General features: G+C 69.8%; 19 protein-coding genes. 7 read left to right on the top strand and 12 right to left on the bottom strand.

The window, feature by feature from the left end; translation table 11 throughout:
• Window positions 1–30: 30 nt before the first annotated feature.
• From glgB to OHB41_RS52540, 5 genes are all read right to left on the bottom strand, one after another.
• Complete coding sequence (gene glgB, locus OHB41_RS03450; protein ID WP_266696453.1) at window positions 31–2,232, bottom strand: 1,4-alpha-glucan branching enzyme; 2,202 nt, start codon at window positions 2,230–2,232, stop codon at window positions 31–33.
• A gap of 43 nt (window positions 2,233–2,275) precedes the next feature.
• Complete coding sequence (locus OHB41_RS03445; RefSeq protein WP_266696452.1) at window positions 2,276–3,649, bottom strand: maltokinase N-terminal cap-like domain-containing protein; 1,374 nt, start codon at window positions 3,647–3,649, stop codon at window positions 2,276–2,278.
• A gap of 46 nt (window positions 3,650–3,695) precedes the next feature.
• Window positions 3,696–5,417, bottom strand: a complete 1,722-nt coding sequence (gene treS / locus OHB41_RS03440; RefSeq protein ID WP_266696451.1) for a maltose alpha-D-glucosyltransferase — start codon at window positions 5,415–5,417, stop codon at window positions 3,696–3,698.
• Entirely contained in the window at window positions 5,414–7,432 is a 2,019-nt protein-coding gene (locus OHB41_RS03435; protein ID WP_266696450.1) for an alpha-1,4-glucan--maltose-1-phosphate maltosyltransferase, read from the bottom strand. The genes treS and OHB41_RS03435 overlap by 4 nt, the downstream gene beginning before the upstream one ends.
• 62 nt (window positions 7,433–7,494) lie before the next feature.
• On the bottom strand, window positions 7,495–7,881 hold the full coding sequence (locus OHB41_RS52540; protein ID WP_526024884.1) for a DUF5133 domain-containing protein: 387 nt from the start codon (window positions 7,879–7,881) through the stop codon (window positions 7,495–7,497).
• Between the two features lie 306 nt (window positions 7,882–8,187).
• On the opposite strand from OHB41_RS52540, the gene OHB41_RS03425 reads away from it, so the two are divergent.
• From OHB41_RS03425 to OHB41_RS03415, 3 genes are all read left to right on the top strand, one after another.
• Complete coding sequence (locus tag OHB41_RS03425; RefSeq protein ID WP_266696449.1) at window positions 8,188–8,703, top strand: pep a2; 516 nt, start codon at window positions 8,188–8,190, stop codon at window positions 8,701–8,703.
• A 4-nt stretch (window positions 8,704–8,707) separates the two neighbouring features.
• Window positions 8,708–10,831: a glycogen debranching protein GlgX gene (gene glgX / locus OHB41_RS03420; protein ID WP_266696448.1), complete on the top strand. Its 2,124-nt coding sequence runs from the start codon at window positions 8,708–8,710 to the stop codon at window positions 10,829–10,831.
• Window positions 10,832–10,940: 109 nt separating this feature from the next.
• Complete coding sequence (locus tag OHB41_RS03415; RefSeq protein ID WP_266696447.1) at window positions 10,941–12,338, top strand: FAD-binding oxidoreductase; 1,398 nt, start codon at window positions 10,941–10,943, stop codon at window positions 12,336–12,338.
• Window positions 12,339–12,439: 101 nt separating this feature from the next.
• Here the strand turns inward: OHB41_RS03415 and OHB41_RS03410 are convergent, their stop codons facing one another.
• Window positions 12,440–12,964: a hypothetical protein gene (locus OHB41_RS03410; RefSeq protein WP_266696446.1), complete on the bottom strand. Its 525-nt coding sequence runs from the start codon at window positions 12,962–12,964 to the stop codon at window positions 12,440–12,442.
• Window positions 12,965–13,264: 300 nt separating this feature from the next.
• Here OHB41_RS03410 and OHB41_RS03405 point away from each other — a divergent pair, with 300 nt between their 5' ends.
• Entirely contained in the window at window positions 13,265–13,681 is a 417-nt protein-coding gene (locus OHB41_RS03405; RefSeq protein WP_266696445.1) for a hypothetical protein, read from the top strand.
• Between the two features lie 143 nt (window positions 13,682–13,824).
• On the opposite strand, the gene OHB41_RS03400 is transcribed toward OHB41_RS03405, so the two are convergent.
• Window positions 13,825–14,859, bottom strand: a complete 1,035-nt coding sequence (locus OHB41_RS03400) for a C40 family peptidase (RefSeq protein WP_266696444.1) — start codon at window positions 14,857–14,859, stop codon at window positions 13,825–13,827.
• A 328-nt stretch (window positions 14,860–15,187) separates the two neighbouring features.
• Here OHB41_RS03400 and OHB41_RS03395 point away from each other — a divergent pair, with 328 nt between their 5' ends.
• On the top strand, window positions 15,188–15,934 hold the full coding sequence (locus OHB41_RS03395; RefSeq protein ID WP_266696443.1) for a VOC family protein: 747 nt from the start codon (window positions 15,188–15,190) through the stop codon (window positions 15,932–15,934).
• A gap of 88 nt (window positions 15,935–16,022) precedes the next feature.
• On the opposite strand, the gene OHB41_RS03390 is transcribed toward OHB41_RS03395, so the two are convergent.
• From OHB41_RS03390 to OHB41_RS03370, 5 genes are all read right to left on the bottom strand, one after another.
• Window positions 16,023–16,682 (bottom strand): MSMEG_1061 family FMN-dependent PPOX-type flavoprotein, encoded by a 660-nt coding sequence (locus OHB41_RS03390; RefSeq protein WP_266696442.1) that lies wholly within the window; start codon window positions 16,680–16,682, stop codon window positions 16,023–16,025.
• 70 nt (window positions 16,683–16,752) lie between these two features.
• Window positions 16,753–17,220 carry an HIT family protein gene (locus OHB41_RS03385; protein ID WP_266696441.1) on the bottom strand — a complete coding sequence of 156 codons (468 nt, stop codon included), beginning with the start codon at window positions 17,218–17,220 and terminating at the stop codon, window positions 16,753–16,755.
• Window positions 17,221–17,373: 153 nt separating this feature from the next.
• Entirely contained in the window at window positions 17,374–17,775 is a 402-nt protein-coding gene (locus tag OHB41_RS03380) for a hypothetical protein (protein WP_266696440.1), read from the bottom strand.
• Between the two features lie 227 nt (window positions 17,776–18,002).
• Window positions 18,003–18,518: a hypothetical protein gene (locus OHB41_RS03375; protein WP_266696439.1), complete on the bottom strand. Its 516-nt coding sequence runs from the start codon at window positions 18,516–18,518 to the stop codon at window positions 18,003–18,005.
• Window positions 18,519–18,647: 129 nt separating this feature from the next.
• On the bottom strand, window positions 18,648–19,805 hold the full coding sequence (locus tag OHB41_RS03370) for a PP2C family protein-serine/threonine phosphatase (protein WP_266696438.1): 1,158 nt from the start codon (window positions 19,803–19,805) through the stop codon (window positions 18,648–18,650).
• An 816-nt stretch (window positions 19,806–20,621) separates the two neighbouring features.
• On the opposite strand from OHB41_RS03370, the gene mmsA reads away from it, so the two are divergent.
• Complete coding sequence (mmsA, locus tag OHB41_RS03365) at window positions 20,622–22,130, top strand: CoA-acylating methylmalonate-semialdehyde dehydrogenase (protein ID WP_266696437.1); 1,509 nt, start codon at window positions 20,622–20,624, stop codon at window positions 22,128–22,130.
• A 291-nt stretch (window positions 22,131–22,421) separates the two neighbouring features.
• Window positions 22,422–22,940, top strand: a complete 519-nt coding sequence (locus tag OHB41_RS03360; protein ID WP_266696436.1) for a hypothetical protein — start codon at window positions 22,422–22,424, stop codon at window positions 22,938–22,940.
• Window positions 22,941–23,007: the final 67 nt, after the last annotated feature.

Raw genomic sequence — 23,007 nt, 5'->3', positions numbered from 1 at the left:
TCTTCGGGTGGGCGGGTGGCGCGGCCGGAGTCAGGCGGGCCGGAGCCAGAGGGTGCTGAGCGGGGGGAGCGTGAGCCGGATGCTCGCCGACCGGCCGTGGGCGGGGCGGGATTCGGCTTTGACGACGTCCGGGTTGGTGACGTCGCTTCCGCCGTACCGTGCGCTGTCGGTGTTGAGGGTCTCGCGCCAGGCGGGGACGGAGTCGGGGACGCCGAGGCGGTAGGCGTGGCGGACGACGGGGGAGAAGTTGCTGACGGCGAGCAGCGGGTTGCCGTCCCCGTCGTGACGCAGGAAGGCGAAGACGTTGTCGTCCGCGGCGTCACCGGTGATCCAGGCGAAGCCGGCGGGGTCCGTGTCGCGCTGCCAGAGAGCGGGTTCCTGGCGGTAGACGGTGTTGAGCTCGCGGACCAGGTCCCTGATCCCCCGGTGGTCGGCTTCGGCCCCGTACGCGGGGTCGAGGAGCCACCAGTCGGGCCCCTGGGCTTCGGACCATTCGGCTCCCTGGGCGAACTCCTGTCCCATGAAGAGGAGTTGCTTGCCGGGGTGGGCCCACATGAAGCCGAGGTAGGCGCGGGTGGTGGCGCGTTGCTGCCACCAGTCGCCGGGTGCCTTGCAGGCGAGTGCCCTCTTGCCGTGGACGACCTCGTCGTGGGAGATGGGCAGGACGTAGTTCTCGCTGTAGGCGTAGACCATGGAGAACGTCATCTCGTGGTGGTGGTACTTGCGGTGCACCGGCTCGTGCTGGAGATACTCCAGCGAGTCGTGCATCCACCCCATGTTCCACTTCAGCCCGAACCCCAGCCCCCCGTCCGAGGTCGCCCGGGTGACGCCGTCCCAGGCGGTGGATTCCTCGGCGATGGTGACGACGCCGGGGTTGCGGCGGTAGACGGTGGCGTTCATCTCCTGGAGGAAGGCGACGGCGTCGAGGTCTTCGCGGCCGCCGTGTTCGTTGGGTGTCCACTGGCCGGGTTGGCGGGAGTAGTCGAGGTAGAGCATGGAGGCGACGGCGTCGACGCGGAGTCCGTCGATGTGGAATTCCTGGCACCAGTAGACGGCGTTGGCGACGAGGAAGTTGCGGACTTCGCGGCGTCCGAAGTCGAATTCGAGGGTGCCCCAGTCGGGGTGGGCGGCGCGTCGGGGGTCGGCGTGTTCGTAGAGGGGGCGTCCGTCGAATTCGGCGAGGGCCCATTCGTCGCGGGGGAAGTGGGCGGGGACCCAGTCCATGAGGACGCCGATGCCGGCCTGGTGGAGGGCGTCGACGAGGTGTTTGAAGTCGTCGGGGGTGCCGAGGCGGGCGGTGGGGGCGTAGAAGCCGGTGACCTGGTATCCCCAGGAGCCGCCGAAGGGGTGTTCGGCGACGGGCATGAGTTCGACGTGGGTGAAGCCGAGGTCGGAGACGTAGGCGGGGAGTTGCTGGGCGAGCTGGCGGTAGGTCAGGCCCGGTCGCCAGGACGGGAGATGCACCTCGTAGACGGAGAACGGCGCCTCGTGCACGGGACGTTCCCCGCGGCTCGCCATCCACGCGTCGTCCTCCCACACGTGAGACGACCGTGTCACGATCGAGGCCGTCGCCGGCGGGACCTCGGTGCGGCGGGCCATCGGGTCGGCGCGCAGAGTACGGGAGCCGTCGGGGCGGGTGATCTCGAACTTGTAGAGCTCGCCCTCGCCGATGCCGGGCACGAACAGCTCCCAGACGCCGCTGGAGCCGAGCGAGCGCATCGGATACCCCGTGCCGTCCCAGTGCGAGAACGGCCCGCAGACCCTCACCCCCCGGGCGTTCGGGGCCCACACCGTGAAGCGGGTGCCGGTCACGCCCTGATGGGTCATGGGGTGAGCGCCCAACGCTCGCCAGAGTTCCTCGTGGCGCCCCTCGCCGATCAGATGCAGGTCCGTCTCGCCCAGCGCGGGCAGGAATCGGTAGGGGTCCTGCACCTCGAACTCGCGGCCCGCGTACGTCGCCGACACCGCGTACGCGGGGATCGTGTCGAGAGGAAGCACGGCGGCGAACAGTCCGTCGCCGATGTCCGTCAGCGCGGTACGCCGCCCGTCGACCACCACGGCCACGGCCTCGGCGTACGGACGCAGCACCCGGAACACGACACCACCCGGCACCTCATGAGCGCCGAGCAGGGCGTGCGGATCGTGGTGGGCACCCGACAACAGGCGCGCGCGGTCCGCCGCGTCCAGCGGGGCCACCGGCCCCGCGCCGACAGCAGTGGTGGAAACGGCCACGGCTTCATCCTCCTCAAGAGCGAACACGGAACGGGGCTGGTTCTCAGAGACCTTCGGCGAGACGAGCGACCGCCGCCATCGGGACAGGCAGCCAGTCGGGCCGGTGCCGCGCCTCGTACAGCACTTCGTACACGGCCCGGTCCGTCTCGTACGCGCGCAGCAGCTCGGGATCCTCGTGCGGATCCCAGGCGGCCGCGGCGGCGTAGCCGGCGCCGTACGCCTCCCTGCAGCGGTGCGCCCACTCCGGGCGCCAGGGGCGGCGGGAACGCGCGGCGTAGTCGAAGGAGCGCAGCATGCCCGCGACATCGCGGACGGGCGACTGCAGACGCCGCCGCTCGAGGACCGGACGGGCCGGCTCGCCCTCGAAGTCGATGACGGACCACTGGCGCCCGGCCCTCAGCACCTGGCCGAGGTGGAGGTCGCCGTGAATCCGCTGGGACGGGCGCGCCGCGACGTCGAGTGCGGCGAGGGCGTCGAAGGCGGAACGCAACCCCGTTACGTACGGTGCGAGTTGGGGTACCGCGCGGGCCGTGGCGTCGAGGCGCTCGGTCATCGCGGCGGCGAGCTGTTCGTGCTGGAGCGGACTCGGCGCGTCGACGGGGAAGGCTGTCGCCAGTGCCAGGTGAACCTCGGCGGTGGCCCGTCCCAGTTCGTAGGCCTCCTCGGTGAACTCCCGTTCCGAGGCGAGTGACTGCAGTGCCAGGGTCCAGCCGTCGGCAGCGTCCGGCAGGAAAGGCTGGAGCACTCCCAGCGTCGCCTCCCGAGGCTGCGAGGTGCCGAACCATGCCGCGGGGGCGGGTACCCGGGTGCAGCCCTGACGGGCCAGCGCCCACGGCAGTTCCAGGTCCGGGTTGATGCCCGGCTGGACGCGGCGGAAGAATTTCAGGATGAAGGAGTCCCCGTACACCAGCGAGGAGTTCGACTGCTCGGCGTCGAGCAGCCGGGGAGCGAGGCCGGCCGGGACCGTCACGCGTGGGTCGCGCTCGAAGAGCAGCGGCCCCGCTGTTCCCGGAGTACGCAGCCGCTCCAGGAGCAGCCCCGTCGCCCGCGGGTCGTGGAGCGCGTCGTAGACGCTCATGTCGGCCAGGGGTCCCGCGCTCGCGCGGCCGATGAAGGCATGGGCGAGCCGGGGCGGCAGGACCTTCCGCGCGCCGAGGAGGAGCTGATAGCAGTCGTCCGGCGGGGGAGTGCCGGATCCGCTGTGGGTGGTCCGGCCCAGGTGCTCGGTGTGTACCAGGAGATGCAGGCAGCCCGGGTACAGCTCGGTCGACGACGCCACGCTCAGGCCGGTGACGGGGCGTCCCTTGCCCGCGAACCAACGTTGCCGCGGCAGCCACTCCCGCAGCAGATCACCGAGGGAGGTGAGCAGCGCGGCGGGGGCGTGGCGGCCCGGACGGTGCAACGCGGTCTTCGGCATGGCGACACGTCCTTTCAGAGGCAGGCGATCTTTGCCGGGCGATGGCTCAGGACCGTTTGACGGCGCCCGGGGCGACCGCGCGGCGGAGCCGGAACCAGTAGAAGCCGTGGCCTGCGAGGGTGAGCAGGTAGGGGAGTTCACCGATGGCGGGGAAGCGGACTCCGCCGATGAGCTCGACGGGGTGGCGGTCGTTGAAGGTCCGCAGGTCGAGTTCGGTGGGCTGGGCGAAGCGGGAGAAGTTGTGCACGCACAGCACCAGGTCGTCCTTGTACTCCCGCAGGAAGGCGAGGACGGCGGGGTTGGAGGAGGGGAGTTCGGTGTAGGTGCCGAGGCCGAAGGCCTTGTTCTGTTTGCGGATCTCGATCATGCGGCGGGTCCAGTGCAGCAGTGACGAGGGTGAGGACATGGAGGCTTCGACGTTGGTGACCTGGTAGCCGTAGACGGGGTCCATGATCGTGGGGAGGAAGAGGCGGCCGGGGTCGCTGGAGGAGAAGCCGGCGTTGCGGTCGGGGGTCCATTGCATGGGGGTGCGGACGGCGTCGCGGTCGCCGAGCCAGATGTTGTCGCCCATGCCGATCTCGTCCCCGTAGTAGAGGATCGGGCTGCCGGGCAGGGACAGCAGCAGGGCGGTGAACAGCTCGATCTGGTTGCGGTCGTTGTCGAGCAGGGGGGCGAGCCTGCGGCGGATGCCGATGTTGGCGCGCATGCGCGGGTCCTTGGCGTATTCCGCGTACATGTAGTCGCGTTCCTCGTCGGTGACCATTTCGAGGGTGAGCTCGTCGTGGTTGCGCAGGAAGATGCCCCACTGGCAGTTGTTCGGGATCGCGGGGGTCTTCGCGAGGATTTCGGAGACGGGGTAGCGGGACTCGCGGCGGACGGCCATGAAGATGCGGGGCATGACGGGGAAGTGGAAGGCCATGTGGCACTCGTCGCCGCCGGAGGGGAAGTCGCCGAAGTAGTCGACGACGTCCTCGGGCCACTGGTTCGCCTCGGCCAGCAGCACCGTGTCCGGGTAGTGCGTGTCGATCTCCTTGCGCACCCGCTTCAGGAACTCGTGGGTCGCCGGGAGGTTCTCGCAGTTGGTGCCTTCCACTTGGTAGAGGTAGGGCACGGCGTCGAGGCGGAAGCCGTCGATGCCGAGATCCAGCCAGAAGCGGAGGGCCGCGAGAATCTCCTCCTGGACGGCCGGGTTCTCGTAGTTGAGGTCGGGCTGGTGGGAGAAGAAGCGGTGCCAGTAGTACTGCTTGCGGACCGGGTCGAAGGTCCAGTTGGAGGCCTCGGTGTCGACGAAGATGATCCGGGCGTCCTGGTACTGCTTGTCGTCGTCGGCCCAGACGTAGTAGTCGCCGTAGGGGCCGTCGGGGTTCGAGCGGGACTCCTGGAACCACGGGTGCTGGTCGCTGGTGTGGTTCATGACGAAGTCGATGACGATGCGCATGCCGCGCTGGTGGGCGGCGTCGACGAACTCGACGAAGTCGGCGAGGTCGCCGAACTCGGGCAGCACGGCGGTGTAGTCGGAGACGTCGTAGCCGCCGTCCCGCAGGGGGGACTTGAAGAACGGGGGCAGCCAGAGGCAGTCGACGCCGAGCCATTGGAGGTAGTCGAGTTTCGCGGTGAGGCCCTTGAGGTCACCGACGCCGTCGCCGTTGCTGTCCTGGAAGGAGCGGACCAGGACCTCGTAGAAGACGGCGCGTTTGAACCATTCGGGGTCGCGGTCCTTGGCCGGAGTGTCCTCGAAGGTGTCCGGTACGGGCTCGTTGACGATCATATGGTGGGTGACCCTCCGATCTGCGGTGCCGGTCCGACGGCGAGCACATGTGCACTGCCCGGCTCCAGTCGGACGAAGTTGGTCCTGCCCCAGTAGTACGTCTCGCCGGTGAGCTCGTCATGCACCGGCACGCACTCGTCCCGGTCCAGGCCGAGTTGCGGCATGTCCAACGAGACGGTGGCCTCCTGGGTGTGGTGGGGGTCGAGGTTGACCACGACCACCACCGTGTCCGAGCCCGTGCGCTTGCTGTACGCGATCAGGGCATCGTTGTCGGCTTGATGGAAGTGAAGGTTGCGCAGTGCGTGCAGGGCGGTGTGGCGCCTGCGGATCCGGTTCAGGCGCGTGATCAGCGGGGCGATGGTCGTGCCCTCACGGGCTGCGGACTCCCAGTCCCGCGGACGCAGTTGGTACTTCTCCGAGTCGAGGTACTCCTCGCTGTCCGGCGCGGCCGCGGTGTTCTCGCACAGTTCGTATCCGGCGTAGACGCCCCATGCGGGCGACAGGGTGGCGGCCAGTACGGCCCGTGCCTCGAAGGCGGGCCGGCCGCCGTGCTGGAGGTAGCCGGGCAGGATGTCCGGGGTGTTGACGAAGAAGTTGGGCCGCATGAAGGCGGCCGTCTCGCCCGACAGCCCGGTGAGGTAGTCGGTCAGCTCGTCCTTGGTGTTGCGCCACGTGAAGTACGTGTACGACTGCTGGAAGCCGACCGTCGCCAGCCTCTCCATGATCGCCGGCCGGGTGAACGCCTCGGCCAGGAAGATCACGTCCGGATCCCTGCGGTTGATCTCGGCGATGACCCGTTCCCAGAAGACCACCGGCTTGGTGTGCGGGTTGTCCACGCGGAAGATCCGGACCCCGTGGTCCATCCAGAATCGCAGCAGCCGCACGCACTCGGCGATCAGCCCCGGCATGTCCTCGTCGAAGGCGATCGGGTAGATGTCCTGGTACTTCTTCGGCGGGTTCTCCGCGTACGCGATCGTGCCGTCGGCGCGGTGCCGGAACCACTCCGGGTGCTTCTCCACCCACGGGTGGTCGGGAGAGCACTGGAGCGCGAAGTCGAGGGCGACTTCGAGACGCAGATCCGTCGCCCGGCGTACGAACGCGTCGAAGTCGTCGATGGTGCCGAGATCCGGGTGGACCGCGTCGTGCCCGCCCTCCGGCGAACCGATCGCCCACGGCACGCCGACGTCCCGACGGCTCGCCGACAGACTGTTGTTGGGGCCCTTGCGGAAGGTCGTGCCGATGGGGTGGACCGGCGGGAGGTAGACGACGTCGAAGCCCATCTCCGCGATGGCGGGCAGGCGTTCGGCGGCGGTACGGAACGTGCCGTGGGCGGACGGATCCTGCAGGCCGCTCTCCGAGCGCGGGAAGAACTCGTACCAGGAGCCGTACAGCGCCCGCTCGCGCTCCACGAGCAGAGGCAGCGGCAGCGAGTGCGACACCCGTTCGCGCAGCGGGTGCGCGGACAGAACGGAGGTCACCTCCGGGGTCAGGGCGGCCGCGAGACGGGCGGACGGTGGCTGCGACGCGTCGCGCAGTCCTTCGGCCGCGGCCCGTACCGCCGACCGTCCGTCCGGGTCCGGTACGCCGGCCGCGGCGCGCTCGAACAGCGCGGCGCCCTCTTCCAGGATCAGGTCCGTGTCGATGCCGGCCGGGACCTTGATGCCGGCGGCCAGGCGCCAGGCGGCCACGGGGTCGCTCCAGGACTCCACCAGGTAGGTCCAGTGGCCCACGGAATCCGGCGTGACCTCGGCGCCCCAGCGGTCGGTCCCGGGGGCGAGTTCGCGCATCGGGGTCCAGGGACCGGCCAGCCCCGTCGGATCACGCAGGACGACGTTGGCGCCGACCAGGTCGTGGCCCTCACCGAAGACGGTCGCGGTGACCTGGAAGCTCTCCCCGCAGACGGCCTTGGCGGGGCGACGCCCGCACTCGACCACCGGGCGGACGTCGACGACCGGGATACGGTCGACCGGAGTGGGGTCGATCGGGTCACGGCCGTCGGCCGGGTGTGCGTCCATGTCCTTCGCCTCCGCCGTTCTCGATCGCGCCTGCCGTTCAGAGCTGTTCCGGAACCTGCCCATCACTGTCCCGTTTCAGGGACACCCCCGGGCCGTACGGCCTGTTCGGCCGGCCGGAAGGCCGTGACCGCGCCGGGAGTTCGCGGACGTCGTGCACCCGCCACGGACGTGGTGGCCGAGGCCGAGGCCGTCGCCGACGAGGGGGCGGGCGACGCCTTCGAAGCGCCCGAAGCCCGCGCACCGCCGCGCAGATACTGCTCGGCCGCGTCCACGGCCTCCCGCGCGCAGCGCTTCCCCATCAGTACGCACAGGGTGTACCCCGAGTTCTCGAAGTTTCCCCGCACCGCGTGGTCCATGGGGGCCACGAGCAGCAGACGTTCCCAGGCCCGGTATTGCTCCAGATGCCTGGCGACCTCGGTTTTGGCAGGCAGCAGCATGGCGCTGGTCACCTTTCCACTCTCCAGGACTGCGCACGGGCCCGTCCGGCTGGTGCGGGGCGGGCGTGTACAGAGGGGCACCGACCTGTCATCGAGGCCGGCGCCCTCACCCATGGTGCCTGTGTCATCACCAAGCGTCTTGTTGGCTCTTCAACTACACCAGGAGCGGTCAGGAGTGCTCTCGTGTTGCACGAACGGAGTAGCACTCGCATCCTTGAACTTACTCAGGAGCGACCAACACTCACGCTTCGTATTCGGGGCTCGTCCGGAAAGGGCGAGAGAGGGAGCGGGAGCTTCGCCGGTGAGGAGCCAACGAAGATGAAACCTGCAGTTCCCTGCTACTACCACCTCGACGTCGAGGTCAGCCCGGACCGAGTGGGACAGGTCAGACGCATTCTGGCCGCCCATCTCCGGTACTGGAACCTCGAGTTCCTCGTCGAGTCCGTCTGCCACTGCGCCGAAGCGCTGCTGGACACGATCGCCCAGCACTCGGCCGACAAGAACACGACCGTCGAGATGTGGTGGAACGGCAAGCACCTCATCACCGCCGTCTCGGACAACGACCAGGACATCCGCCCGCACAACGCACCCCAGGGCTGTCTCGCACGAATCGCCGCCCTGAGTGACAACTGGGGCTGCTGTGCCACGGGCGCCGGCGGCAAGATCATCTGGTTCTCCTGGCGGGCCCGCTCCGCCGAACGCGCTCCGCTGGTCCCGGCCGGCCCCGTGCCGAGCCTGCGGGAGGCGTGCCGGATGCCCCGGGCGCTGTCGTTGCCCGTACCCGCCTTCGCGGCGGCACGGGAGGACACCGAGGCCGTGACCGCCGTACGGTGATCACGTGCGCACCTGGACCGGACGCCCGTACCCGCTGGGGGCGTCATACGACGGCGAAGGCACCAACTTCGCCCTGTTCACCGAAGCCGCCGAACGGGTCGACCTCGTTCTCGTCGATGACGACGGTGCCTCGCGCACCGTCACGATGACCGAGGTCGACGGATACGTGTGGCACTGCCGACTGCCCGACGTCGGGCCGGGCCGGCGCTACGGCTACCGGGTCCACGGACCGTGGGACCCGGGGGCCGGACACCGCTGCAACCCGGCGAAACTGCTCCTCGACCCGTACGCGAAAGCGGTCGACGGACAGATCGACAACGACGCCTCGCTCTACGAGCGGGCGGCCGACGGGCCCGATCCCGCGGACAGCGCCGGGCACACCATGCTCGGCGTGGTGACCGATCCGGCCTTCGACTGGGGTGAGGACCGGCCACCCCTGCGGCCGTACGCCGAGACGGTGATCTACGAGGCCCATGTGCGCGGTCTGACCCGCACCCACCCGGACGTTCCCGTCGAACTGCGCGGCACGTACGCGGGCCTGGCCCATCCGGCGATCGTCGGGCATCTGACCTCGCTGGGTGTGACCGCGGTCGAGCTGATGCCGGTCCACCAGTTCACCCAGGACGGCTTCCTGCGGGACAGGGGACTGTCCAACTACTGGGGCTACAACACGATCGGCTTCTTCGCCCCGCACCACGCCTACGCGGCGCACGGCACCCGCGGAGAGCAGGTCACCGAGTTCAAGTCGATGGTCAAGGCGCTGCACAAGGCGGGCCTGGAAGTGATCCTCGACGTCGTCTACAACCACACCGCCGAGGGCAACGAGAACGGCCCCACTCTCTCCTTCCGCGGCATCGACAACGCCTCCTACTACCGTCTGGTGGAGGGGGACGCGGCACACTACTACGACACCACCGGTACCGGGAACAGCCTGCTGACGCGGCACCCGAACGTACTGCAGCTGATCATGGACTCGCTGCGGTACTGGGTGACGGAGATGCACGTCGACGGATTCCGGTTCGATCTGGCGGCCACACTCGCGCGGCAGTTCCACGACGTGGACCGGCTCTCGGCGTTCTTCGACCTGATCCAGCAAGATCCGGTCGTCGGACGGGTAAAACTGATCGCCGAACCCTGGGACCTCGGCGACGGCGGCTACCAGGTCGGAAGCTTCCCGCCCCTGTGGTCGGAGTGGAACGGCAAGTACCGGGACGCGGTACGGGACTTCTGGCGCTCCGGCGAACACACGCTCGGTGAGTTCGCCTCCCGCCTGACCGGTTCCGCCGACCTCTACCAGCACGACCGGCGCAGGCCGCGGGCGGGAATCAACTTCGTCACCGCGCACGACGGATTCACCCTGCGCGACCTCGTCTCGTACGACGACAAGCACAACGAGGCCAACGGCGAGGGCAACCGGGACGGCGAGAGCGTCAACCGTTCCTGGAACTGCGGTGCCGAGGGTCCCACCGACGACGAAGGAATCCTCGAACTGCGCGCCCGTCAGCAGCGCAACCTGCTCGCCACCCTGCTGCTCTCCCAGGGCATCCCGATGCTCGCGCACGGCGACGAACTGGGCCGCACCCAGCGGGGCAACAACAACGCCTACTGCCAGGACAACGAACTCTCCTGGATCGACTGGCGGTTGGACGACGAGCAGCGCGAACTCATCGACTTCACCCGGCGTGCCGTCGCGCTGCGCGCCGCCCACCCCGTTCTGCGTCGCCGCCGCTTCTTCCTCGGCGACACGGCCACGCACGAGCGTCAGCCGCTTCCCGACCTGGTGTGGCTGCGGCCGGACGGGAGCGAGATGACGGACGCGGACTGGCAGCGCGCCGACGCACACGCCGTCGCCGTCTTCCTCAACGGTGACGCGATCGCCGAGCCCGACCCGTACGGCGGCCCGGTGGTCGACGACTCCTTCCTGCTGCTCCTGAACAGCTACTGGGAGCCGGTCGTATTCCGCCTTCCGGGTGCCGACTACGGCGAGCGATGGACGGCACGGATCGACACCGCCGATCCGGCGGGCCTCCCCGACGAGCGGGAGCGCAAGGCCGACACCGACGTCCGGCTCGAAGCCCGCAGCCTGCTGCTGCTGTCCAGGTCCCCCCGGGCCGCCGCCGACAGCTGAGGGGCGGGCCCGAGCAGAACGGGCGCGGCGCGCCCAGCGGAGGGACACTGGAAATGAGGCCCCCGGCCACCGGGGTCCCCGTACCCGTCCCCGGACCCGGGGGATGCACATGTCCATCACGCCGGCACAGGCAGCGCGACAGGAGCTGACCGGATTCGAGGGTCGGTTGACCGGACCCGACGACCCCGGGTACGACCGGGCGCGCACCGTCTACAACGCGATGATCGACCGGCGGCCCGCCCTCGTGGCGCGCTGCGCCGACCCCGAGGACGTGTCCTCCGTCGTCGGCTTCGCCCGCCGTCACGGGCTGCGCCTCGCCGTGCGCGGCGGGGGCCATCACGGCGCGGGTCTGGGAGTCTGCGACGACGGCGTGGTGCTCGACCTCGCACCGCTGAAGGACGTCGAGGTCGACCCGAAGGCCCGCACGGCACGCGTCGGCGGCGGCTGTGTGTGGGGCGAGGTCGACCGCGCCACCCACGAGCACGGCCTGGCGACGCCCGCCGGCATCATCTCCACGACGGGCGTCGGCGGCCTCACGCTGGGCGGTGGTCTGGGCCATCTCACCCGCGCCCACGGGCTGACCGTCGACAACCTCCTGGAGGCCGACCTCGTCCTGGCGAGCGGCGAGCGGGTGCGGGCGAGTGCCAACGAGAACCCCGACCTGTACTGGGCGATCCGCGGGGGCGGGGGCAACTTCGGCGTCGTCACCTCGTTCCTGTTCCGGCTGCACGAGGTGAGCACGGTCGTCGCCGGCCCCACGTTCTGGCCCGCCGAACTCGGCGCCGACGTCCTGGCCGCCTACCGCGACTTCATCCCGCACGCCCCCCGCGAGCTGAACGGCTTCTTCCTGTTCGGATCCGTCCCGCCCGGCCCGCCGTTCCCCGAGGAGATCCGTCTGCGCAGGATCTGCGGCGTGATGTGGTGCCGCGTCGGGGACGACACGGAACTCGCGGCGGCGGAGATGGCACCCCTGCTCGCCGCGCTGCCCGCGCCGCTGCTGCACGCGCCGGCGCCGATGCCCCACCCCGCGCTGCAGTCCGCCTTCGACGCGGTCTATCCCCCCGGTGACCAGTGGTACTGGCGCGCGGACTTCGTCGACGACATCCCCGACGAGGCCGTCGAGCTGCATGCCAGGTTCGGTGCCGCGCCGCCGACCTGGAAATCGACGATGCACCTGTACCCGATCGACGGCGCCGTCCACGACCTCGCGCCGACGGACACCGCCTGGGCCTATCGCGACACGGGCTGGGCCTCCGTCTTCGCGGGCGTCGACTCCGACCCGGCCAACGCGGAACTCGTGAAGCGGTGGAGTGTCGAGTACTCCGACGCGTTGCACCCGTACTCGGCGGGCGGCGCCTACGTGAACATGATCATGGACGAAGGTCAGGAGAGGGTACGGGCCGGCTACCGCGGGAACCACCTCCGCCTCGCCCGGACCAAGGCCGCCTACGACCCGGACAACCTCTTCCGGGTCAACCAGAACATCCAGCCGGTGCGGGGGTCCTGACGCACGGCTCGGGGGCCGCACCCTCCCGACCGGAGCCGGGCCGGTTGTCCGCCACGCGGTGCCTCCTGCCGTTCGCCACGCGATCGGTCGCCGCCCAGCCGTCAATTCGCCTGCGGGCGCACCTGGTTGCCGGTGGGTGTGCGGGCGGCTTCGCGGACCGGGAGGCCGACGTCCCGGGCGTCGAGGGTGATGACGGGGATGTGCTGGCCGAGGGTTCGCAGAGCGCGTCGGAATCCCTCCACGGCCTCGGCGTCGTCCGTCTCTCCCGTCGCATGAAGGAGGGCCCCGTCGCGTTCCGCCACCGCCTGGGCGAAATCGAGGGCCTGGATCCAGGTCACCCGGGAGCGCCCGCGGCGCAGCGGACCGTAGACCAGTTCATGGACGAGGCTGGCGTCGACGGCCAACCGGCCGGGCGCGGCGAGGAGTTCGCGGTACGGCTGGGTGGGGTCCACATGGTGCAGCGGTCCGCTCGCGCGCCGGACGAGGAATCCCTGGCGGGCCAGTTGGGTGATCAGGGCGCCACGGCCGATGCCGTCGGGGCCTTCGACGACGAGGGTCCGGCACGCCGCGAGGGCCTGGCGGAGCGCTTCGTGGAGGGCCTGATGCGGAGCCTGGTGGAGGGTCATCCCCGCACCTCGGAACAGGGGCCGGTGCGCATGCCGCTCCCTCCGGTCAGGGTCATGGCCGCACTCGGGGCGGTCCGAGCCATGGTCATCGCGCCGTCCCTTTCCCGCGGCGGGACGAATGCCATCGTCGAGCGCGGAAACGCCTGTCATATCAAAGGCTACGGCTGCTCATTAGGGTGAAAAGCTCGATGAAATCGCTCACGGTGCCCCGGGGCGAGCCATGGTCTCTTCAAGGAAGCAAGGCTTGACGGAGGAAACGGGGCATTGCAGTTGAGGCGTATCGGAACGATTCTGGGCACAGTGGCGCTCATCATCTCGGCAGTCCCCGCCGACGCTCACGCCGCATCAGTCGCCTGCGGCGGAGGCGTGTCGACCGGACGTGTGGCCATCAATGGCTGCATCAGCGCCCAGCGGGGATCTGTCGGCAGAATCCCCACCCGAGAGATCACGGCACACATCAAGGCGCGCAACACGGGAACCAGAGGGCTCAATGTCTCGTACGAGGCGTTTTTCCGGGTTGTCGACGGCGGCCACTGGGTGAAACTGGGCAGCGGTCGCTCCTATGTGAGGGCGGGCGAAGCCATCGGCCCTGCCGAAGTGGGAAGCACCACCCGGGTCTGCGGCCCCGTGAAGGTGGAGATCCGTGTACACGCCCGGGCCGACGGTGCCGCCTGGAGCAACTGGTCTCCCGCGTCCACGAAGCAATGCCAGACCTGAGCGGCTGAACCTCGCGGGCCGGGCCCCCCGACCGCGAACGGTTCCTCGGGAGCTCACCCTGGCCGCTCTCTTTCGCCATCGACGCCTGACGGTTCGCCGTGCGAGGCGACGGTCGTCGGTGGCATCCGCTCGAGCGGTACGGCTCAGATGCGGACTCCGAACTGGAAAGGCATGTTGCCGATCGACTCGTAGCGGACGAGCGCGCCGCTGTGCGGGGCGTGCAGCACCTGGCCGCCGCCCGCGTAGAGCCCGACGTGGTGATGGTCCCCGTAGAAGATGACCAGGTCGCCGACCTGCAGATCACTTTGCGAGTAGATGCGGGTGCCCGCGTTGGCCTGGACCTCCGAGGTGCGCGGGATGGAGACGCCGGCCTGGGCGTAGGCCCAGGATGTGAGGCCTGAGCAGTCGAAGGTGCTGGGACCGGCGTGGCCGTAGTCGTACGGGGAGCCGATCACGCTCTGCGCGGCGGCGAACGCGGCGGCCGCGCGCCCGGAGGCGGCCTTGGAGTTGCCGAGATCGACGCGCTCACTGGCGCGGGTGGCACGCTCCTGGTCCTGGGCCGCGAGAGCCGCCTTCTCCTTGGCCGTCAGGGAGTTGAGGAGCTTCTGCGCGGAGGCGAGCTTGCCCTGGACTTCCTGCTTCTTCTTCTTGAGCTCGGCGCGGGTGTCGGAGAGGTCCTTGAGCTTCTCGGACGCTTCCTGGCGCTGCTGGGCGAGCTCGCGCTGCTTCTCCTGGACCTTCTTCAGCGCCTCGACCTGCTGACCGCTCAGCTGGTCCATCGCGGACGCCTTGTCCAGGTAGTCGTCCGGGTTCGAGGAGAGGAACAGCGCCACGGAGGGGTCGATGCCGCCGGTGCGGTACTGGGCGCTGGCCATCGAACCGAGAGCGTCGCGCAGCTCGTTGAGGTCTTCCTGGCCGCGGGCGACGTTGTCCTGCAGGGTGCTGATCTGCTTCTCCAGCTTGTCCTGCTTCTCCTTGGCCCCGTCGAGCTTCTCGGTGGCCTGCTCCGCCTGCTCGTAGAGGGCGTCGACCTTCGCCTTGACCTCGTCCTTGCCCGGCTTCTCGCTGGGCGCGGCGTTGGCGGCGTTGGCGCTGAGGGCCACGGCGGCCGCGGCGACGGTGGTGAGCACGGTCACACGGGTGCGGCTCGGCTGCTTGGGTCGACGGTGGGACGCCACGAAGGCGAGCTCCTTCTTCCTCCGCCCGCCTGCCGAGACGCCGACGGGCGGTGCCCCCTCCGCCGTCACTCCCAACGAGCGAACATCCGAGCAAAGGTTCGGATGTGAACTCTAGTGACCCGGTCGTGATCAGAGCAAGTAGCGTTGTGACAACTGTGGTTCGATGATGGAGATAACAGCGGTGAGTCATGGCCCCGCGGGAAACTGGCGGGTCGTAACGGGCGTCGATTCCCGGTGACCGCACGGAGCGCCGTCAACAGACGGTGGTCCTCCGACTGCGGGGGTCCCGGACGCCGTGCGGTCCCGCCGCGAACCTAGGATTGCCGGCATGGCGCTGCGACCCGTGCAGGTGAACATCAAGGCTCTTGACGACTCGGCGGTCGGCCGGTTCTGGGCGGAGGCGCTCGGCTGGAGTGTTTCCAGCGAGGGCACCGGCGTGACCAACGTCGAACCGGGCGGCGGCTTCGTCTGGCCGGACCCGGTCGCCGTCTGCGTCGACGTCGTCACCGTCCCTGAACCCAAGACGGCAACGAAGAACCGAGTGCACCTCGATCTCGCCACCACCTCCGCGGCCCATCAGAGGGAGTTGGTCGCGCGCCTCCAGGCTCTCGGTGCGACGCCCGCTCACGTGGGCCAGGGCGATGTGCCGTGGACGGTCCTCGCCGACCCGGAGGGCAACGAGTTCTGCGTGCTGGAGCCGCGGGAGATCTACCGGGACACCGGGCCGATCGCCGCGGTGGTGGTCGACTGCGCGGATCCGCGGGCCATGGCCCGGTTCTGGGACGGGGCCATGGACTGGAACCTGCACGAGGTGACCGACGATCATGCGGTGTGGCGCTCCGCGCAGGGCGTCGGCCCGTATCTCGAGTTCCTCCGCACGCCCGGCGGGAAGACCGCGCTGGACCGCGTCCACCTCGACCTGCTGCCGTACCCCGGTGACGACGAGGCGGCGGAGGTGGCCCGGCTGCGGGCCCTCGGCGCCACCGACCTCGACCTCGGCCAGGGCGACGTGCCGTGGACGTGCCTGGCCGACCCGGAGGGCCACGAGTTCTGCGTCCTCGCCCCCCGGTCCTGACGTGGAGCCTTGACGACAGCTCGTTCGCCGGCCACGCACTCGACCCGGGGTTCGGCCGGCTGATGGCTCAGTGATCGCGGGTCGGCCGTTACTCGTACCGGTACTTCAGCGAGTCCGCCTCCGCCTGCTCGATGTCGGCGATCGTCAGCTCCGGCATCCGCAGCTGGGCCAGCGTCACCTCGGCCGAGGTCGGCTGGGCGTCCGCCGACAGCCACTGCTCCGGCTTCCAGGCCCCGCTGCGCAGCAGCGACTTGGGGCAGTGCGGGTAGACCTCCTCGATCCCCACCACCAGCGCACTGGCCGGCGGCCTGCCCACGGCGGTCAGCTGCGACAGCAGCTCCGGGCGGGTGGAGACGCAGGCCCGGCCGTTCACCCTGAGCGTCGTGGTGCGCCCCGGGATGAGGAACAGCAGCCCGGCCCGTCCGGTGGCGACGACGTTCTGCAGGGTGTCCAGACGCTTGTTGCCGGTCGCGTCCGGTATCGCCACCGTGCGTGCGTCCAGGACGGCGACGAAACCGGCGGGGCCGCCGCGCGGGGAGACGTCACAGTTGCCCTCGGCGTCCGTGCTGGCGACCAGGACCAGCGATGAGCAGCCGATCAACCGCCGGGTCTGCTCGGTGAGTTCGGTCATCTGTTTCCGGACGGCCGCGTCGCCGGGGAGTTCGTAGACCCGGCGCAACGCCTCCTGGTCCGGTACGGCGTCGAGACGGAGCGAGTCGAAGGAACTGCCGGCAAGGGATGTCGTCATGCCTCCGACCCTAACGAGCCGACCTGCGATTGATCTCCGCTCTCGGGCCCCGGTTCGACATGTGACCGGTCTACCGAGCGTTCGGGTGCTCGTGAAGGTGAGCTCGCAGTGAGCGGGCCATCTGGTCTGCTTGCTCAGCCGTCACCCGCTCCTGCTCCGGTCCTCGGAGCAGCTCGAAAATACCCGGCCCGCGATGCTCTGGCCGCAGATCTGCCATGCGCGGCACGATGTGGAAGTGCACGTGCGCGAAGCCCTCCGCTTCGGCGAACTGGACCACGTACGTCTTGGCGCAACCAGTCACGCTTCGCAGAGCCCGGGAGAGCCTGACCTGCCACACCCCCAGGGCGGATGCCTCCGCGTCGGTGAGGTCATGAACCGCGGTGACGTGGCGTCGAGGCAGCAGTACCAGCCAGCCGCGCACCGTGGTGTCGAAGACGTGGGCCACCCGCCAGAGTTGGTCGTGTGCCACGCACTCGCGTGGGGGGAGGCCGTCGAACCCCGCTTCCATGCTGCATGGGTAGCAGTCGGGAGTCGCCATGAACCGCGATTGTAGAACCCCATCGTCTTCGGGCGGGTTCCCCTCGGCGACACGGCAGCCTGCACCACCAGGGCGCCGACGGAGTCGCTGACGCGCCCGACTCGCACGCGGACACGGGGGAACAGCACACCCTCGACCGACCTGCTCGCCACGTCACGCAGAGGTGCCCGGCACGTGGGTGGTGACCGGCCGGCGCCGAATCCTGAGGAACAGTGCGATTCCAGCGGCGAGGACGAGTAGGCCGGCGGCGAGGAGGATCCACGGGCTGAGGAGATCCTCCGTGCAGCTCCCGCCGCCGGCAGAGGCGGTGCAGTAGGTACCGGGACCGTGCCGATTGAGGTAGGTGAGAAGGAACAGCGGCAGGCTCGCACTCGATACCAGGCCGGGCAGGCATCGAAGGGCACCGCGTCGCGTCGCCAGCACTACGGTGGCGATCAGAGGGATCGGCAGGATGAACACCCCGATCGACAGCACGGTCAGCAGGGCGAGCAAGTAGCCGGACCCGGTCAGGAGCCAGGCGGTGAAGAACAGCCAGTCACGTTTGTCGCTGGTCATTCCTTCTCCATTCTTGCCATGTAGGCGTCGACGGGGATCCGGGGCCGCACAGCGGTAGTCGGGCGTCCTTCGACGGCGTCTTCATTGTGCTCGTGCCGGGACGAGAACCACGGTTGCCCTGCCCCCCAAGTCGCCGTGGGTGCCCGCGATCGGCGCGGCGCCGACCTCTCCGGAAAAGCGAGCCGGCCTCTCCCGGGAAGAGACGGGGCGACCCCTCCGTCTCCGTCCTACAGGTCATGCCACCACGACTGCCGTTCCAGCCTGTCCAGTTCGCGTTCCGCCCAGGAGTCGAACCCCGGGGCGACGGCGTCGTCCTCGACAGGCGGGATCTTCCCGCCGACCGCCTCGGCCCACTGACTTCCCCGGACCGACCGGGACGTCGAATGCCGTCCGAGCAGTCCCTCTCCGACGAGTTGGCACCCGACCCGCACGGCGGGCCGGTCCTGTGGGACTCCTGGCACCCGGAAGGGGGGGCGGGCATAAACGTTCGCGACGGTGGGGTCCGGTGGATCACGCAGCCAGGTCACACCCGGCGGAGGGTCCTCACGAAACCACCGCGGGGCCTCGTTCGGATGATGGATCGTGAGGATCATCGCCAGCCGCCCGCCCCGGTAGTGAAGCTCGGGCTTGGTGACCACGGCCACGTAGACATGGGTGTGCGGGGCACTGCCCGGTCCGTCGACCTCGCACACGACGACCTGCCCCACCACGGTGCTCAAGGGCTGCAGTTGGACTCTCAGCATGATCTCAGCATCGCAGGCCCACGCCGCGTCGATCACCGTCGCACGCACCGCCGACACCGCCCCGGCCGGGGCCGTGCACGCGGGCACGCGGCCCGACGCGTCAGCGGTGGGACCGCCTGCTGTGGTCGGTCAGCGGCATCCCACCCGGGCCGGGTTCACCAGGGTGGCCAGGTCGACGTTCCCGCCGTCGTGCTGCCGCCGAACGATGCTGTTGCCCAGACGCCGGACCGTGACCATGGCGGCGTCGTCGTTCAGGCGCATGTTCCCGCCCACGTGGGCGGTCAGACCGTCGAGAATGTACGGGAGCAGCGCATCCGGGTCGCTGCCCGGCCAGGCGGCGATCCGGCCCTCGAGGTCGAAGAAGTTGCCTTTCGGGTCACGGGCTTCGATGACGCCGTCGGTGTAGAGGAGCAACAGCGCCTCCTCCGCCAGTGGCTGCACGGTCGTGGCGTAGTCCTGTGTGCCGCTGCTGTTCAGACCGAGGGGCGGCGCGGGCCGCTGCGCCGGAACGGACCGGACGGTGCCTCCCTCGACGAGGAGGGGCGGAGGGTGGCCGCAGTTGATCATCCTCACGCACGAACCGTCCGCGGGTATCTCCAGCAGGAGCGCGGTGATGAAGCGCTCCGCGACGTCGGGGTCGGTGGCGGCCACTTCTTCGAAGTGAGCCTGCACGGCTTCATCGAGGAGGGCCATGAGCTCGGCCAGAGACGGTGTCCGGCGCGATGAACTGCGGAATGCCCCCAGAAGCGCGGCCGCGTCGTCGACAGCCGCCAGGCCCTTTCCCTTGACGTCTCCGATGAGGAAGCGGACCGCGCCGTCGGCGGAAGCGACGGCGTACAGGTCGCCCCCCACGCGCGCCTGGGGGTGGGAGGCCTGGTACTCCGCCCGAATGCGCAGCGAACCGATGGAGGGTGGCATCGGACGTATCAGGACTCGCTGAACCGCCTCGGCGACGGCCCGTACTCCGAGCAGTTCACGGGTGGACCGTTCCCGCAGGGCGCGAAAGGTGATGACGCACAGCGAGACGAGAGCGATCGACACGAGGTGCACGACGAACGTGGAGGTGCCGAAGAGCCCGTCGTGCGCGTCGAGCACGACGCACGCCGCACAGGAGAGGCCGGCGACGGTGGCGGTGACTCGCGCTCCGGCGAGCGCGGCCGTTGCCGCGGGAACCGTGGCCATGAGTGAGCCGAGGTGTTCGGACGTGGGCAGCATGAAGCCGAAGCCCAGAATCGCGGCGATCATGGCGATCGCGAAAAGGAACGGCCCGTAGCGGCTGGCGGTCACGGTGTGCCCGGCGGCCCTGATGCGAGCCGATCGCGCCGTGCGGGGCGGGGCCGTGCGGCGCTCCGTGTACGCGAGGCGCAGGAGTCGGGCGGTACGTGTCGGAAACCGTGGGGTCTCGTCGAAGCGAGCAGTCCCGGCGCGGCTCTGGCGGTACTCAGAGCGGCTCTTGTGGGCTCTGGTGCGACGAGGCCCGGCATGGTCCACCATCTGTATCTCCGCTACGGCGATCAATGGGACGACTGGCCTGCGCGGACAATCGCGTACGCATGGCCGTACGTCTGGGCGACCGGAGGAGCGGCAGCGTTTCCTGCGCGCTGCTCGACCGCGGCCGCTGCGTTCGGCCCGCACGGTCGATGACCCACGAAACAGTCGTCGGGACTCCGGTGTGGGGGCGAGCGCCCGTAACGAGGCACCCGAGCATCAGGGGCCGCAGGGTGAGCCTGCGCTGTCCGGGGCGCCGGGATGCCGGCGACTCGGTATGCCCTGGTGAGCGGAGCCTCATTCCGGCCAAGGGTAGGACCGAGGGAAGACTTGCGCAAGAAAGTGGGCCTTTGTCCGTTGTCATCAGGCCACACGGCACCCCCCGGCGCACGCGTGATCCGCACCACGACGGAACGGGACCTGGGTGAGGCACTTCGGGCTGCGAGGGGCTCCGGAGCCGCTTTCGGCCTCTGCGCGGAGGGATGCTGAACCAGCAGTCCCGCCCGCAGACCTGGTGGGACGTGCCCGTGGCCGAGACCGTCCGGCCGCGGTCGAGGCCCGCGAGGTCCACCGACGACCTCGCAGCCCCCCACCCTCAGCGAAGGAGTTCCGCCGATGAAGACCGTCACCCACTGGATCGGTGGCAAGCCCTACGGGGATGGATCGACGGCCGCCGGCACCTGGGGCCCGGTGACCGATCCGGCGAGCGGTGAGGTCACCACGCTGGTCGCGATGGCGGGTGCCGACGAGGTCGACGCGGCGGTGGCCGCGGCGAAGGACGCGTACGCCACCTGGCGCACGTCCTCGCTCGCGCAGCGGACCGCGATCCTCTTCCGCTACCGGGAGCTGCTGAACGCGCGCCGCGGCGACCTCGCCGCGCTGATCACCGCCGAGCAGGGCAAGGTCCACGCGGACGCGCTGGGCGAGGTGGCCCGGGGCCTGGAGATCGTCGAACTGGCCTGCGGGCTCGGCACGGCGCTCAAGGGCGACACGTCCACGGAGGTGTCCGGCCGCATCGACGTGGCGTCCGTCCGTCAGCCGCTCGGCGTGATCGTCGGCATCTCACCGTTCAACTTCCCGGCGATGATCAGCATGTGGATGTTCCCCATGGCGATCGCCTGCGGGAACACCTTCGTCCACAAGCCGAGCAGCAAAGCCCCGTCCGCGTCCATGCTCCTCGCGGAACTCGCGGCCGAGGCCGGGGTGCCCGACGGTGTGCTCAACATCGTGCACGGCGACGAGATCGCGGTGAACGCGCTGCTCGACCACCCGGACGTGGCGGCCGTGTCGTTCGTGGGCTCCACGCCGGTCGCCCGCCACGTCTACGGCAGGGCGTCCGCCGCCGGCAAGCGGGTCCAGGCCCTCGGCGGCGCGAAGAACCACATGCTGGTCCTGCCCGACGCCGACCTCGACGCGGCCGCCGACGCCGCCGCGACCGCCGCCTTCGGTTCCGCGGGCCAGCGCTGCATGGCGGTCTCCGTGGTGGTCGCGGTCGGCTCGGCGGGCGACGCGCTGGTGCCCCGGATCGCCGAGCGGGCCACGAAGGTCAAGATCGGCCCGGGCAACGACCCGACGTCCGAGATGGGCCCGCTCGTCACCAGGGCACACCGCGACGAGGTCGCCGCCTACGTCGCGGGCGCGGCCGCCCAGGGAGCCGACGTGGTGCTCGACGGCAGGGACTTCACGGTCCCGGGCCTCGAGAACGGACACTGGATGGGCATCTCGCTCCTCGACAAGGTGAACACCGACTCGGACGCCTACCGGAACGAGATCTTCGGTCCCGTCCTGTGCGTGGTCCGCGCGGAGACCTACGAGGAGGCCATGGACATCATCAACGGCTCCCCGTTCGGCAACGCCGGCTCCGTCTTCACCCGCGACGGCGGCGCGGCCCGCCGCTTCCAGCTGGAGGTCGAGACCGGCATGGTCGGGGTGAACGTGCCGATGCCCGTGCCGGTGGGCTACCACTCCTTCGGTGGCTGGAAGGACTCGGCCTTCGGCGACCACCGCATGTACGGCGGCGAAGCCGTGCACTTCTACACGCGAGGCAAGGTCATCACGAGCCACTGGCCGGACCCCGCCGAGACCGCGGCCGGTCCGGACCTGGGCTTCCCCGCGTCCCGCTGACCGTCGCGGGTGACGATCTTCGATCATGGAAGAGCGCGGACGAGCGGCGTCGCGACGTCGGTCCGGTTCCGCTCGACGAGCGGATGCGGACGGCGCCGCGCGACGCCTGAGAAACGTGATGTGCAGCACGCGCGGAAATGTCCCTCGACGGCACGGGCCCGGGTTCTGGCTGGGCACGGCTTGATCGCCGATCAACGAGGGCAAAAACGCTGGCCACGGCATGTTCCGCTCATTTGACACCCAGTTGAGGGCACAGATAGGAAACAGCTCTCTGAGGTGGAGAGGTGGACTGTGCACGAGCCGAACGTGGTCGGGGACTGGCAGGAGTACGACGAGCATGCCGGCCTGCGTGTCCGCGTCCACGGCGTGGAGACGGCGGAACCGCCGCGGGGACGCGACGACGCCGCCGAAGGACTGACCTACTTCCGCTGCCGTGTGACCGTCGAGAACCGCGCCGGCGAACACTTCGGCATCCACCTCGAAGACGGCCAGATCGACATCCGTATCGGCCCCGACGGCGAGAGTGCCCTCCTGGACTGGCGCAACTCCCAGTTCATCGAGGGCTATGACGTCTACCCGCTGCGCCGGGCCACCGCGGTCCTCTACGCCGCGGGCCCGGACGCCTCACTGCCCCGCGTGGACATCCAGATCCAGCTGAAGGTCGACGACGAGTGGACCGACCGGTACCTCTGGGCGGGCGGTATCGATCTGTCCGACGGCTCCGCCGACGCCGACACCCGCGCCGACCTCGGCGGGGACAGCCTCGCCTGCCAGGTGAGCAACTTCCTCAGGAAGGAAGCCGGATCCTGACAGGCGGTGCGAGCGTCGCGGGGCTCGTCCGGTCGGCCCGGTCCGTCGGGTCGTCCTGAGCCTGCCG

This window comes from Streptomyces sp. NBC_01571 (genome assembly GCF_026339875.1).
Classification (GTDB): domain Bacteria; phylum Actinomycetota; class Actinomycetes; order Streptomycetales; family Streptomycetaceae; genus Streptomyces.
This window is presented reverse-complemented; position numbering and strand designations above follow the sequence as displayed.

What these genes read in the sequence shown, in the direction of transcription:
- mmsA (WP_266696437.1), top strand. Translation starts at nt 20,622, where the DNA reads ATGAAGACCGTCACCCACTGGATCGGTGGCAAGCCCTACGGGGATGGA.
- OHB41_RS03385 (WP_266696441.1), bottom strand. Translation starts at nt 17,220, where the DNA reads ATGGCGACTCCCGACTGCTACCCATGCAGCATGGAAGCGGGGTTCGAC.
- OHB41_RS03425 (WP_266696449.1), top strand. Translation starts at nt 8,188, where the DNA reads ATGAAACCTGCAGTTCCCTGCTACTACCACCTCGACGTCGAGGTCAGC.
- OHB41_RS03410 (WP_266696446.1), bottom strand. Translation starts at nt 12,964, where the DNA reads ATGACCCTCCACCAGGCTCCGCATCAGGCCCTCCACGAAGCGCTCCGC.
- OHB41_RS03445 (WP_266696452.1), bottom strand. Translation starts at nt 3,649, where the DNA reads ATGCCGAAGACCGCGTTGCACCGTCCGGGCCGCCACGCCCCCGCCGCG.
- OHB41_RS03380 (WP_266696440.1), bottom strand. Translation starts at nt 17,775, where the DNA reads ATGACCAGCGACAAACGTGACTGGCTGTTCTTCACCGCCTGGCTCCTG.
- OHB41_RS03415 (WP_266696447.1), top strand. Translation starts at nt 10,941, where the DNA reads ATGTCCATCACGCCGGCACAGGCAGCGCGACAGGAGCTGACCGGATTC.
- OHB41_RS03375 (WP_266696439.1), bottom strand. Translation starts at nt 18,518, where the DNA reads ATGCTGAGAGTCCAACTGCAGCCCTTGAGCACCGTGGTGGGGCAGGTC.
- OHB41_RS03395 (WP_266696443.1), top strand. Translation starts at nt 15,188, where the DNA reads ATGGCGCTGCGACCCGTGCAGGTGAACATCAAGGCTCTTGACGACTCG.
- OHB41_RS03390 (WP_266696442.1), bottom strand. Translation starts at nt 16,682, where the DNA reads ATGACGACATCCCTTGCCGGCAGTTCCTTCGACTCGCTCCGTCTCGAC.
- OHB41_RS03435 (WP_266696450.1), bottom strand. Translation starts at nt 7,432, where the DNA reads ATGGACGCACACCCGGCCGACGGCCGTGACCCGATCGACCCCACTCCG.
- treS (WP_266696451.1), bottom strand. Translation starts at nt 5,417, where the DNA reads ATGATCGTCAACGAGCCCGTACCGGACACCTTCGAGGACACTCCGGCC.